The 13659-nt window shown below is 55.2% G+C and carries 12 protein-coding genes and 1 pseudogene; 5 read left to right on the plus strand and 8 right to left on the minus strand.

Translation table 11 applies throughout. From position 1 onward, the window contains the following. The 4 genes from IPM58_06075 to hpnR form a co-directional block, all read right to left on the minus strand. Positions 1-657, minus strand: a 657-nt coding sequence (locus tag IPM58_06075) for a hypothetical protein (GenBank protein ID MBK9306649.1), incomplete at its 3' end; no start/stop codon positions are given. 108 nt (positions 658-765) lie between these two features. Next, positions 766-2106, minus strand: coding sequence for a TldD/PmbA family protein (locus tag IPM58_06080; GenBank protein ID MBK9306650.1), 1341 nt, complete (start codon positions 2104-2106; stop codon positions 766-768). Then, the gene (locus tag IPM58_06085; GenBank protein MBK9306651.1) at positions 2103-3560 is read right to left on the minus strand and encodes a TldD/PmbA family protein; all 1458 of its coding nucleotides are present in this window, start codon (positions 3558-3560) and stop codon (positions 2103-2105) included. The genes IPM58_06080 and IPM58_06085 overlap by 4 nt, the downstream gene beginning before the upstream one ends. 301 nt (positions 3561-3861) lie before the next feature. Further along, positions 3862-5406: a hopanoid C-3 methylase HpnR gene (gene hpnR, locus IPM58_06090; GenBank protein MBK9306652.1), complete on the minus strand. Its 1545-nt coding sequence runs from the start codon at positions 5404-5406 to the stop codon at positions 3862-3864. A 599-nt stretch (positions 5407-6005) separates the two neighbouring features. Here hpnR and IPM58_06095 point away from each other — a divergent pair. Both IPM58_06095 and IPM58_06100 read left to right on the plus strand, forming a co-directional pair. Next, entirely contained in the window at positions 6006-6233 is a 228-nt protein-coding gene (locus IPM58_06095; protein ID MBK9306653.1) for a hypothetical protein, read from the plus strand. A gap of 167 nt (positions 6234-6400) precedes the next feature. Further along, the gene (locus IPM58_06100) at positions 6401-6763 is read left to right on the plus strand and encodes a PilZ domain-containing protein (protein MBK9306654.1); all 363 of its coding nucleotides are present in this window, start codon (positions 6401-6403) and stop codon (positions 6761-6763) included. A gap of 21 nt (positions 6764-6784) precedes the next feature. On the opposite strand, the gene IPM58_06105 is transcribed toward IPM58_06100, so the two are convergent. The 4 genes from IPM58_06105 to IPM58_06120 form a co-directional block, all read right to left on the minus strand. After that, positions 6785-7600 carry a DUF1295 domain-containing protein gene (locus IPM58_06105; protein MBK9306655.1) on the minus strand — a complete coding sequence of 272 codons (816 nt, stop codon included), beginning with the start codon at positions 7598-7600 and terminating at the stop codon, positions 6785-6787. 52 nt (positions 7601-7652) lie between these two features. Then, on the minus strand, positions 7653-8534 hold the full coding sequence (locus IPM58_06110; GenBank protein MBK9306656.1) for an NAD(P)-dependent oxidoreductase: 882 nt from the start codon (positions 8532-8534) through the stop codon (positions 7653-7655). Between the two features lie 10 nt (positions 8535-8544). After that, positions 8545-10227, minus strand: coding sequence for an energy-dependent translational throttle protein EttA (gene ettA, locus IPM58_06115; protein ID MBK9306657.1), 1683 nt, complete (start codon positions 10225-10227; stop codon positions 8545-8547). A 77-nt stretch (positions 10228-10304) separates the two neighbouring features. Then, positions 10305-11111 carry a pyridoxamine 5'-phosphate oxidase family protein gene (locus IPM58_06120; protein ID MBK9306658.1) on the minus strand — a complete coding sequence of 269 codons (807 nt, stop codon included), beginning with the start codon at positions 11109-11111 and terminating at the stop codon, positions 10305-10307. 459 nt (positions 11112-11570) lie between these two features. On the opposite strand from IPM58_06120, the gene IPM58_06125 reads away from it, so the two are divergent. The 3 genes and pseudogenes from IPM58_06125 (at position 11571) to IPM58_06135 (ending at position 13635) form a co-directional block, all read left to right on the plus strand. After that, positions 11571-12947: an FAD-dependent oxidoreductase gene (locus IPM58_06125; protein MBK9306659.1), complete on the plus strand. Its 1377-nt coding sequence runs from the start codon at positions 11571-11573 to the stop codon at positions 12945-12947. 68 nt (positions 12948-13015) lie between these two features. Further along, on the plus strand, positions 13016-13201 hold the full coding sequence (locus IPM58_06130) for a hypothetical protein (protein ID MBK9306660.1): 186 nt from the start codon (positions 13016-13018) through the stop codon (positions 13199-13201). A 320-nt stretch (positions 13202-13521) separates the two neighbouring features. After that, positions 13522-13635, plus strand: a pseudogene (locus IPM58_06135) (DNA-binding protein). Positions 13636-13659: the final 24 nt, after the last annotated feature.

The raw sequence follows: 13659 nt of genomic DNA on the forward strand, positions 1-13659 counted from the left end.
TTTCGGTTCTTGTGGTAGAAGCGGTTTTTCTTTTGGCGTGATATTTTTCCGGGCAATCCGTCCCCGTTTCGCTGGGTTTGGCCCCATCCCAGTCGCGAGTGTGGGGAAGCTGTCTGTTTCAAGTTCTTTCCCAAGATGAACCAGGACCTGCTGCTGTGAGACGACCAAAGACTTCAACTGCGCAATTTCATTAGACAGATGCGCAATCTGATCCTGTTGCGTAATGAGAAACGATCGAAGTTCGGAAATGGCTTCAGGCTGGACCAGCGTCGCAGTCACACATTGCTGTTGAGGGAGGGCGCCATCCTGGACGCTTGCAACAGTTACGTGATCCATTTCACGAGGTTGTATCACTCCCCCGGTCTCGCCATTCACATCCCTAACGGCCTGCTCAGATTGTGTACCGGTCAGGGTCATTGGAGAAACAACCACCCCACTCTCTTGTGGCGTAACCTTGGGTTTTGGGAAGGGCATTGCTTCCTCTTCGTATCGCGTCACGCGGGCAAGGAAATCAACCGTCTTCCGCCAACATTTGGTCGTGACCTCAAGGAACAATTGGCCGTATGGCGTTGGGGCCGGCCGTGCCTCGTCAATCTGTTTTTGTGAGGGGATACGGTGAATGAGGTTAATCGGTTCTTTATTGAATCGCTGGGCCATAGGTCCATCCTTCCCTAGTTCATATGACCTACCTACTCCTGGAGGAGGCAAGAGTCAACCCTTTTGTTAGGAAACGATCACAAAACATTGGTACTCGTGATTAGTGCTTTAGAAGCGGGTGACGCTTGTGAAATGGAATTGCGGTAGGGCCACAGCCGGAACCAGGACTTTTCGAGTCTCCGAATTCACAGCCTCCATCGGCGCAGTCCATAGGTCGACATGCTGAAACACGTCCAGTGGGCTCTCATGAAATCGAAAGTTTTTCACCGCGGAGACGATTTCCCCGTTTTCTACCAGAAATGTTCCATCACGAGTCATCCCGGTCAACATGAGATCACGGAGATTCACAGGGCGAATGTACCAAAAATTCGTCACGAGGATCGCGCGTTCGGTCTGCTTCACAAGATCGTGAATACTATCGACCGGTGAGCCCTCAAGAGACAATTCCAGAGCCTCCAAGGTCGGGATGGTCGTCACTCCCTGTTGCTTGGCCGTGAATCGGTCATACGCTAACTGTCTCAATACTCCATGATCGATCCATCTCGAAGGTGTACTCGGCAAGCCGTCGGCAGAAAAACCTTCGCCCAGCAAATCCACATGGTCTGGGCTGTTCTGAAGCGTGATGCGCCTATCAACAATCGCCTGTTCGAGTCTGCCCGCGAAAGCGCTAGTCCGCTTCAGATAGGACTTGGCATCCAGCGACCGGATCAGCCAGGCCCACAGTCCGGCCACGGCAGCCGGTTCCAGAATCACCGGATATCGCCCCGTCGGTAGCTCGCATACATCACGGCTACGTTTGGCCTGGCTGATCGCTGCTAGCGTGCGCTCCTGAACTTTTAGGTGATTGATCGATCGATGGGTCGCCGCGCTCCATCCGGTCGCCTCACCGGCTTGGACCGTGAGACTGAAGCTCGCTTCCCCTCGCCGTTCATAGCCAAACAGTCCCGTGTTGGCGGCCACTCCAACGACCGCGGTCGATGACGAGACTGTTCCAGCCGCCATGAGATTCTCCATCCGGCATTGCCCAATCGCTTCGTTGGCGTATTCCAGACGTCGAGGTGCCCCCGCCGTCATCGTCTCCGGCTTCGCAGTGTCTCGGGCCGGAAAGCTGCATGGTCCGGGAGGAGGAAGGTATTCGGGATCTACGGGTGTGATTTTCGCAATTCTCTCGGCCCGAGACAGCGTTTCCTGGATCGCACCGGCAGTAAAATCCGTCGTGCTGGCAGTCCCCTGTCGGCCACCGAAAGAGACCGTCACCGCCACATTCCCGCATCGTCCGTCCACGTTCTGAATTACTTGGTTGTTGGCAAATCGAGTTGTGCCTGCATGGCGATCGTGGACACGGATCATTGTGTGGTCGGCGGACGATCGAGTCAGAACCAACTCACTTAGGAAGCGAAACTCCTCTCGACTCGTCATATTGGGCCACTGATCGCCATGGAGCATCATCGGTGGCCTTCTCCCCTGATCACCTCGACCCTCCGGAATCGTGCGGAAGATGCCGCATGAGTCATCCAGCCAGACTGGCCCGGCTGGCCCTTGCCACAGGTGATGAACCCGTAGCGGCGCCGAGTTGATCGGTCTGCAACCCCATCACAGCTGTTCCAGAATTCCGGTGTGACCCCATGGTAAATCACATCCCGCAGCATGTGGATTCGTCGACCGTTTTCAATCAGCCAAAATGCGTCCCCGCCGAACTGGAAATTGTAGCGGCGCTGATCGATGCTATACGACCCATGGCCTTCGATATAAATACCCCGCTTCACATCGGCAATGAGCTGATCGACTGTCGCCGTACCGGGTTCAAGTCCGATATTGGCAATGCGCACGATCGGAACACTCCCCCACCCATCAGCGCGATTCGAGCCTCGCGATCGAGATTCTCCGATCTTCGGCGCCACTTCCCGATTGGTACAGTAACCGACAAAAATTCCATGACGAATGATGTCCCATTGTTGGCACGCCACTCCATCATCATCGTAGCCCGTGGCAGCCAAGGTTTCCTGTTCGGTATTATCGGCAACCAAATTCACATGCCGCGAGCCGTAGCGAAAGCTGCCCAGTTTTTCGGGCGTCAAGAAGCTGGTCCCTGCATAATTGGCTTCGTACCCAAGCGCACGGTCCAGTTCGCTCGGGTGGCCGCAGGATTCATGAATGGTGAGCGAGAGATGCTCGGGATCGAGCACCAGATCAAAGGCCCCGGCATCAACGACCGGGGCTTCCACCTTTTCGATTGCCTGCGTGGCCACGCGCGACCCTTCTCGCAAGAGATCTGCTTCTTCGATCAGCTCATACCCCTTTCGAAGGTGAGGTGTACCGAAGCTGCGCGAAGCAAACCGTCCTTCATGTAATGCGGTGGCGGTGCATTCGCCCTGGCCCGTTAACAGATCCCATTCAATGCGTGATCCTTCTGTTGAGACGAACACCTTTGTGTCTCGCCGAGCCCACAGACTTGCACTGCTTCGCACAATGCCGGTCTGCCGATGCATCGCTTCCATCGCGCTCAACAGCAGATCTGATTTTTTCTCCAGCGGTACGGTGAAGGGATTGATTCGGCATGGCGTGATGACACGGTCGCGATGTATCGGCTCTTCAGCGAGGCGTACTTTTTCAAGGGCGATTGAAGCAGATCCTTTGGCAATCTCGACGGCCAGGTCCGCGACACGCGGCACTTCTTCAAGTGACAGGACCGAACTCGCCGCAAACCCCCAAGCTCCGTGATACAGCACACGCACACCGAAGCCGATGTCCTTGGCATCTCGAATCGAGGCGATTCGGCGATCCTCACCTTCGATGTGTTGTGTGCGGCTGTCTTGAATGCGGATATCGCCGTACTCGGCACCAGACGCCACAATCCGTTTCAGCGCCAGTTCGGCGAATTCGTCCCAGGTCGGAGAGCTCATAGCGATCACTCTCGAATTGACTGACGGGATGGGTCAGTATAACAGGTGCGAACTGAAACGGTGAGAGGCTTGAGATCGGATATGCGAGATTGGCTTACGGCCTATTTTTCTGATCGGGTTTCAAGATAAGAAGTACCCGCATCTGACCTTGCAGCCTCCTAACGAAGCTGGCGACTATGAGCTGCGCCTCCGAACGATTCGGAGTGAGAACCATCAGACGCTACGCAACCTCAGATGCGATATCCAGAACTCAGCGGGCAGGTTCTTCACTGCTTCACCGACCGATTTGCCGAAGCGGCGATCAAACCACCGTGCCCATGCGAGTCTCATCGACGAACGTCTCGGTCGCATCATCGATCGCCCGACTATGGCGGCCTTTCGGAGGCAAGATAAACAACTGTTTCGGATCGATCTTGTCTTTCTTCTCCGGTGGCATCGTCATCTCATACGTCACCGGACGGCGGTGATCCGCCATTTGCAGCTCAGGATTGTAGACACTGTTGAACTTCCAGAGCATCTTGATGAAGTTGGTTTGTCCTTTCATCAAGTGCCCCGCCGCAATCTTGGCCGTGCCTTTGAGCGCAGCCCAGCCCAGATGCTTCTTGTTTAAGACCTGTTGTGTCTTGACAAGTTCCGCATAAAACTCCGCGAGCGGCATCTTAGTCGGCATGACGGCATGCTGAATATCGAAGAGACGGTAGTCCCGTGTATCGAGCTTGCGGGATTCCGTAAGCCAGCTCTCAGTGCCGGGGTACGGAGTATTGACGCTGATATTGACGATCTCCGGAATTTCTAGACACCACTGCCGAATGACCTCGAACCGTTGTCGGTCCCAATCCGGATCAGCAATGAGATTAATGGCGACAGTGATCCCAAGGGAGCGGGCAAATTCGAGCGCTTCGAAGTTTTTACCCAACGAAATGCGCTTCCGGTGCATCTTGAGGCCTTCTGCATCAATGGCCTCGACGCCCAAGAACATGTACTGCAATCCAAGCGTCTTCCAGAACTGAAAGACTTCCTTATTGCGCAGCAAGACGTCGCCGCGCGTCTCCATGTAATACTGCTTCTTGATTCCTCGCCTTGCCACCGCTTCGCCGATCTCCATGCCCTGCTTGCCTTGGATGAAGGCGACATCGTCGACCAGGAAGATCCCTGGTTCTTGAACCTGCTCCAACTCCTCAACCGCTTTCTCCGGGCTGACCATGCGATAACTGCGCCCATAAAACGTCCACGCGCTGCAGAAGGAACAATCCCAAGGACAGCCTCGCGCAAACTCGACCGACGCACAGGGGTCAAGCACACCGATGAAGTACTTGTGCCGGTTTCTAAGCAGGTCGCGAGCGGGACGAACATCATCTAAATTTTCGATGAATTGTGGTGGAGGTCCTTCCCCATCAAGTGTCACCACTCCCGGGACTTGGGTGATCGCCTTGCGGTCCTGTTCGACCGCCATCAGCAATTTAGGAGCGGCCACTTCCCCTTCGCCCTTGAGCACGCAATCGATGGCTCCATTGCCATGCTCCAAAAAGTCTTTTGCCACAAAGGATGCGCTGTGCCCACCGACAAAGACAAAGCAGTTTGGCAGTTCCTGCTTCGTCAATTTTGCAAGATCCACGATCTCCGGCACATTCGCCAGGTAATTGCAGCCAAACGCCACAGCATCGGGCTTCCAACTGCGGATGAGCGCTTCGTAGTCTTTCCAGGTGTCTGCCTGCAGATCGATTAAACGAACCTCATGCCCTGCTTGGCGACAGGCCTGAGCCACCATCTCGAGACCAAGCGGCTCCAAACGGAGATAGATCTTGGTATACATGAGCGGACCGGGATGGACTGCGAGGAACTTCATGGCCCAAAACCTCCTCGTCTATAGCACACTGGGCTGGACCAACGATGTTGGGTTAGAATACGTCACAATAGATCCAGCCCACTGGGTTAATACGGATGTGACAATCGATGCAGGGACGGATTCTGCCAGAATGGCGCTTTCGGTGCAACCTTTAAGTACGCAAGACTAAAGATGATTTGTGGTGACTCATATGTGGATCATCTGGATTTTCTTTGGCCCAGCGCTTACCATACCGCCATGCTGCCCCCGGAACGTACCGTACGTCAGCGTATCATGGAACTCCTGACCGATACCCCGAAGACCACCGAACAACTGGCACGGACGCTCGGTCTCCCAGAGCGACAGGTGGAGGAACACTTGGTCCATGTGGTAAAAACGGTGGCGCGAGACCGTTCACGCCGGTTTATGCTTGACCCATCTACCTGCTTAGAGTGTGGATTTATGTTTCGGGACCGCACCAGGTTGACGCGACCGAGTCGTTGTCCGCACTGTCGGCGTGAGGGGATTTCTTCACCTCGCTATTATATCGCCACAGAAAGATCTACTCACGACGAGAGCGACAAGTCACGACGGAAAGAGGCCGAGAAAGGACCTTCATCATGAGGACTGCACGACTCCTACTATGTGCCCTGTGTTTGGTATTCGTAGGCTGCGCTGAACAGAAAGCGACGGAATTGTTCGAGACCGCAGCGTTCGAGGAAAACCAAGGTAATCTACCGCATGCGAAGCAGCTCTACGAAGAGCTGGTGAATCTGTACCCATCCACGAAAGTGGCTGAAATTGCCAAGGCCCGGCTAGAAGACTTGAATAGCAGGAACGATCCCTAATCAATTAGGCATCCCAATATTCTCTTTTTGATCAAGATACTTACAGACGGCCTACCTTTGCTTCGCAGTCACCCTTCTTCGGTATGATGTCGAATCCTCTCTGTTCAACTAGGGTTGAACAGAGGATGCGATTCGAGACCAAATCATACAAACCAGGAGAGAGTCTGATGAAAGCATACGCTGTTCGTAAGAAACCACGAACCCCCGTTCAATGCCAGTTCTGCTACTTCGGCGACGGGACACTGACGAATGGGATCGTCTGGGACCTTTCAGATACGGGCTGGCGCGCTACAGGGCAACGGCCTGTACACGTCGGAACTGAAACGACGGTCTACATCACACTCCAGAATGGCAACAAGTCTTACAATGTTCTCATCGACGCTGCCATCGTACGGTGGTCCAATGGTCGTGAAGCAGGATGGGAGATCGTCTGCATGGATGAAGCAAACCGCACTCGGCTATTGGATTTCGTGGAACACTTCAGGCCCTTGGAGCGTACCTCGGGAGCCACGGGGCGAACACATTGGTGAAACATCTCGAGATGTTGATTGCTACGACCGAGACGATGCCTCATGCCGTGCTCGGGGAAACCACGGGAAAAATTCATTGGTTGTAGCCTGATAGGCCTTATATTCCTCATATCGGCTTGAACGGGCTTGTTCTTCTGTCCGTGGAATACCCGTGACATAGACCAGCACGATCCATATCCCGATCGGTCCGACCCAGGTATAGATCCAGCCAGATGCTCCCAGCGTCATCACGACATAGGAGCACCAATGTAGCCATTCAAAAAAATAGTTCGGATGGCGTGAGTACTTCCAGAGCCCCTCGCGGAGCACTCGACCCTGATTCCGTGGATCGGCACGAAAGTGAGCGAGTTGCCGATCGGCCTTGGCCTCCCCGGCAACGGCGATACCCCAGATCAACAGCCCGAGCATCTCAACCAGCGACGACGGAAGCCGGGGATTCCACAGCACCACCAAAAACGGAAGCGAAAAGGCTGCTACTGCTGCGGCTTGTAGTTGGAAATACGCGAACATATTGACCTGTTCGGACGCTCCCCATTTTTTCCGCAGGCGCTTGTAGCGCGCATCCTCCTCTTTCCCGATGACACGATCGTAGAGAATGTAATGCCCTAAGCGACCGGCATAGAGCGTGACCAGCATGACCGTGAGAGAGATCCGTTCGATGTTCACTGGCGCCTGCGTGGCATACCAGAGGACGGATCCTATGAGCCCCACACACCACCCCACCGCCCCGATTGAGGCGTTTTGGATACGCCGTTGCACTACCCACAACCCCACCATGACAACTGCCATAACCAAGTACGCGGTCATGACAAGGGGCAATGGATCGGATTCGATCATTCCGCTTTCTGATCCCATCATTCCTCTCGCTTCACAATTCGTGCATCAAGGCTTAGGAGACACCGGGCTCAAAGTCCCATAAATCAGTTCCAGTATGCGTACGGCTGGTCAACCAGGACCCGAATCCTGGAATCTGAAACGATAACAAGCGCTGAAGCTTATCGCAGTTCAAGGAAAGATCCGCCGGGCGCGGAGCACCCTGGTGGTCTCGTGATGTGCCTTGAATGAGGCGCCCCCTCAGCTCAGGATACCAGGGTAGCAGTGCCTGACCGATCTCCCAACGCGACAACCGTTCGTACCCTCCCAAGTGATACAAGCCAGGTTGATTCCTGTCGAGCAGCTCCCAAATGGCTCGGGCGATAACGCCTGCGGGCAACGGACAGCGGAATTCATCGTCATAGAGAGTCACATTCCCACCGTTCCGGACCGCACGACACATGTCCTCGACAAAACTTCGATGCCCGTGCTGTGACGTGCCTGCCGTCAAGACAATCCTGACCGCCGTGTGGCGGGGATTCTGCAGGACAGAGTGCTCAGCTTCAAGCTTATTCTTTCCATAAATATTGATCGGGCTGGCTTCGTCCGATTCCCGATACCAGGTACCCGCGCCGTCGAAGACCTCCCCACTCGACAGAAACATAAAGGGAATGTCCTTGGAAAGGCGCGCCAGATGTGCCGTCGCCTCGACATTGATGCGTCGAGCTAGCTCAGGATTCTGCTCGCAGTCCCTGGTTCGGCTCATGGCCGCGCAGTGGATGACCGCGCTGGGGTTGAGATGTTCCCACATTCGCTCAACCGAGCTGAAATCCGTGAGATCAAGATCGGCCCTGGTGAGACCCTGTAGCTCCCAGTTTGGCGCCCATCGAGCAGCAGTCTTCACGAAGTACTGCCCGATCAGTCCTGCCGTTCCGGTGACGATGACACGAGGTGCCATGGGAACTGGCCTACTGCCGTGTCAATTTCCGGTACCGAATCCGGTGCGGCTGATCGGCGTCTTTGCCCAAGCGCCTCTTGCGATCTGCCTCATAGTCGCTATAGTTGCCCTCGAACCAGACGACTTTGCTGTCGCCTTCAAAGGCGAGAATGTGCGTAGCGAGCCGGTCGAGGAACCAGCGGTCGTGGCTGCTGATCACGGCACAGCCGGCAAAACTCTCAAGCCCTTCTTCCAGCGCCCGCAGGGTATTTACGTCCAGATCGTTCGTCGGCTCGTCGAGAATAATGAGGTTCGCACCCTCTTTCAGCATACGAGCAAGATGGACTCGATTGCGTTCACCTCCGGAGAGATCCTTTACTTTTTTCTGCTGATCGGTTCCAGCAAAGTTGAAGCGGGCACAGTAGCCGCGGGCGTTGACTTCCGCCTTGCCGAGCTTGATCGTGTCCTGTCCGTCAGAAATCACGTCGTACACGGACTTAGTGGGGTCGAGGCTCCGGTCCTGATCGACATAGCCCAGCTTCACTGTCTCGCCGACCTTGATCGACCCGGCATCCGGCTTTTCCTTGCCGATGATCATCTTGAACATTGTCGTCTTGCCTGCACCGTTCGGTCCGACCACGCCGACGATACCCCCCTTCGGCAGATTGAAATTCACGTTCTCATAAAGCACGTTATCGCCGAAGGCTTTGCTGATCCCGTTGGCTTCAATGACGACATCGCCGAGCCGCGGTCCTGGCGGAATATAGATTTCCAGATCATCCGCCACCTGGTCCTGTTTCTGATTGACGAGTTCCTCATAGCGGTTCAATCGCGCCTTGCCCTTCGATTGCCGGGCCTTCGGCGACATGCGGATCCATTCCAACTCATGTTCCAACGTCTTCTTTCTTTTCGACTCGGCCTTTTCCTCTTTTTCCAGTCGGTCCTTCTTCTGTTCCAACCATGAACTGTAATTGCCTTGGAACGGAATCCCGTGACCTCGGTCCAATTCCAAAATCCATCCCGCCACATTGTCCAGAAAGTACCGGTCGTGAGTCACGGCAATGACGGTGCCCTTGTACTGCTGCAGATGCTGTTCAAGCCACTGAACCGATTCGGCATCAAGGTGGTTTGTCGGCTCGTCGAGCAAGAGAATATCCGGCTCTTGAATCATCAGCCGGCAGAGCGCCACCCGGCGTTTTTCACCGCCCGACAGCGTTCCCACCTTCTGATCTGCAGGCGGACAGCGCAACGCATCCATGGCAAGATCGAGCTGGTTCTCCAGTTCCCATCCATTGGCGGCTTCAATCTTCTCTTGGAGCTGCGCCTGCTTGTCGAGCAGCTTTTCCATTTCATCGGGGCCAACTTCACCGATCTTATTGCTGACGGCCTCATATTCGTGCATCAATGCGACCAGTTCGGCTTTTCCCTCTTCAACCACTTCCTTGACCGTCTTGTTTGGATCAAGCTGCGGTTCCTGTTCCAGCAAACCCACGCTGTAGCCTTTGGATCTCGTAATTTCACCGGTGTAATTTGGATCGACGCCTGCAATGATCTTGAGCAGCGAGCTCTTGCCCGAACCGTTCAAGCCCAGCACGCCAATCTTGGCGCCATAGTAGAAGCCGAGGTAGATCTCGCGCAGCACTTGCCGCTTCGGCGGATAGACTTTCCCAACATTGACGAGTGAAAAAATAACCTGCTTATCGTTCGTGGCCATACGTTCCCCTATCGAGTTAGTGATCTACGACTGCGCTGAACGGCACGCTCTCCTCCAGGAATCAGTGCAAAAGCCAATTATAGTGAATGCAGGATTGGGAGTCCGGCCTTCACCTGATCAGCCAAACCAGCAAGGCTCGCTCTCACTTCTAATTCGTTGCGCACTGGTGCGGGAAACGCCACCCGCCCTCCTTGCATCCGGTCAGGAGTGGTGAACCGAAGATGAAACCCGAGACGATCTAATGCGGTCACCGTCGCCTGCTTCGCCTCCACATGGCCTAACGTACGTGCCAGCACCAACAACGTCTCCGCTTGCTGGGTATTGAGCTCGCGAATTAGGTTCGAGGCTTCGTCCGCAAGAGGGTCCACAGATGCCGCGACATAGTCAGCCGGTGTCACCCAGCCCATCGACCCAAATCCTCCCACAAAGTACATCTCCGTGATAGCCATGCGGAAAAACCCAAAATCTTGGTAGTCCACCCAGTAGGAGGCGTTGGCATGACGATTCAGATAGCAGGCGCGAACCTCGGCGCTCTCCTCTTTCGGCACCTTGGTCACGGAGCCCATCACCGTCACCCTGGCCACCCCAAGTGGGTCAACTCTACTCTCAGGTGGAGTCACCAGTAAGCTGGCACGTGGATCACCCAGGAGGTTTTGCGTATGCATCGCCATTGTGCTGATCAGGAAGACCGGTTGCCCTTGGGCATCCAACCCGTACGGCATCACCGACCCGAATGGCCAGCCTGGCTGCTTACGTGAGAGCGTCGAGAGACTGCCTGTTTGCTGCAACCACACCAGCGTCTTGGCTCTCTCAGCATGGGAAGGCTCCGGAACCTCAGGACCATCTGAATCCGGCCCGCTGTTATGTTGTCGTGATGAGGACATGAAATGATCGTGCGTCGGTACTCAATGAATTGTGGGACACCTTACCCTGGATCTGTTGGACATTTCCACTGAGAGGGAGATGAAACCAATTACCCCGCTCTTGGTCAAAGCTATGGATGCCTTCAAGAGCAGCCTTAACCTAGCCAGACCAAAGCATGACTCGCAGATGATGGACCAGCACCCAACACAACTTTAGCAACGCCGAGTAATCAAAGCCGATACGCTAGCGGTGAGGCTGACACCCGTATCCTCGCCGAGCCTATCATCGCCTGTCGCTGGATCTTAGGGCCTACACGAAGGATCGGGTTCAATACGGTTGTGGGAGTGCAGCCACTACTCGCTCGCTCGAAGGTTGTGAGCATTTGAGATGTTTTGGCCTTGAGAACCATCCGTCGCCGACGTTTCAATTTTCGATTATAATCCTGCTTTCTCGCTTTCCCACTTACGATTGGTTACCTGATGCAGGAAACCATCTCAGTCCAGTGTTGCATTGCTGGTGGAGGACCAGCCGGGATGATGCTTGGCCTGTTGATGGCCCGGGCCGGTGTCTCGGTGCTCGTGCTCGAGAAACATGCCGATTTTCTGCGTGATTTTCGTGGCGACACCTTGCATCCCTCGACATTGGAGATCATGCACGAGCTGGGAATGCTCGAACGATTCCTTCTCTTGCCTCACCAAAAAGTATCTCGGATCAATGCACGGTTTGGGGATCTGGAGTTTACGGTGGCAGACTTCTCTCATCTGCCGACCCGATGCCGTTACGTCGCCTTCATGCCGCAGTGGGACTTCCTCAACTTTCTCGTCGAAGAAGGAAACCGGCACCCCACTTTTCAGGTGCGTATGAGTACGGAGGTGACGGACTTGATCGAGCATGAAGGCTCCTTCGTCGGGCTTCGTGCCGAAACACCAAATGGGCCGCTGGATGTTCGGGCTGCACTCGTCGTGGGGGCCGACGGTCGTCACTCAATCGTTCGCACGTGTGCGGGACTCTCGGTTGAAGAATTCGGTGCTCCGATGGACGTGCTCTGGTTCCGATTGTCACGCAAGCCCAGCGATCCAGTCGATCCGATGGGACGGTTCGATGCCGGTCGACTTTTTATCATGCTGAACCGAGGGGATTACTGGCAATGCGGCTTCGTCATTGCCAAAGGGTCGCTTGGTGAGATTCGAGCACAAGGCCTCCCGCTGTTCCGCGAGAGCGTTGCGAAGCTGGCCCCATTTGCCGCAGACCACATTCACGAGCTACAAGATTGGGAACTGGTCAAACTGCTGACTGTCCAAGTCGATCGGCTGCGTCAATGGTACAAACCAGGACTGATCTGCATTGGGGACGCGGCCCACGCCATGTCGCCGGTTGGGGGCGTGGGCATCAACTTGGCGATTCAGGACGCGGTGGCAACAGCCAATCTGTTATGGCAACCGTTGCGCGACGGGCGAGTAACCGAAGCGGATCTGGCCAAAGTGCAAGCGCGACGCGCCTGGCCGACCGAAGTGACGCAACGGATCCAACTCATCGTCCAAAATCGTGTCATTAGCCGAGTGCTCACTCGCGACAGTCCGCTGGTACCTCCCTTTGCCCTACGACTGCTGGCGCGCTTTCCGTTTCTTCGCCGTATCCCTGCCAGAATGATCGGGCTGGGAGTCCGCGGCCTGAACTGTGTTGCAGATCGCCAGTCCGCTGATTCCGACAACCGACGTCGTCTCGTCGAGATTCTTCCAGGCCAGAGCTCGGCATCTAGCGCTCGATATGAATGGCACAGACATCCACCGGTGCTGCACCCGGCTGCCGCATTCATTGACAACATCACTAAGGCGCTAGTATCCTCTCCAACGTGAAGGCCGTTGTGCTTGTTCGCTCGAGGATCATCTACTCTGCGACGGAAATGCCGGTTAGAATTTCACCGGTGCATGGCAGATTCCTTCGCCGGTGGCAGAATGCCAACGATCGCATTCTATGGGTTCTGACTAAAATGTTCTTGAAGACCTGCGCACCTCATTACGATACCGATATGCCGGTCACAGCGGCGATCATTCGCCACTACGATGGAAAGGAACGCTCCTATGTCGCGTTGGGCTTGAGATCCGGATGAGCACTGCCGATCAAAGCGACTCCCAAGCCGATATCGCCGTGGTAGGAAGCCCGCATGAAGAACCGTGGATAAACATTAGAAGATCTCGGACTCTCTGTGCAATTTGCCACGGGCGACCTTTGAGGTCCGTTTACGATCCCGAAAATCTCACCGGTGTCTTGCCCCTAAGAATCAACGTTCTTCTACCAGGTGCTCCTGATCATGGTGCGATTGCACGGCTAAGCGCATGGATTTGCGCCAGATGCGATGGATCGGGGACCAGGAAAGGTGTGGCGCTACGCAGCCCGAATTCGCGCACCGCGATGGCAAGCCTCATGTCGCACGGCGACATCACCGCCCTCCTCGCGGCCGGACTGCTGATCCGCACACAAGGTGGTGGCGTGGAGTTTCCCTTTGAGGCCGTCAAGGTCGAGTTTGTGCTCCAGGCTGCATGACGACAAATTCGAATTGGCCGCGGT

The organism is Nitrospira sp. (assembly GCA_016715825.1).
In the GTDB taxonomy this organism is placed as follows: Bacteria; Nitrospirota; Nitrospiria; order Nitrospirales; family Nitrospiraceae; genus Nitrospira_D.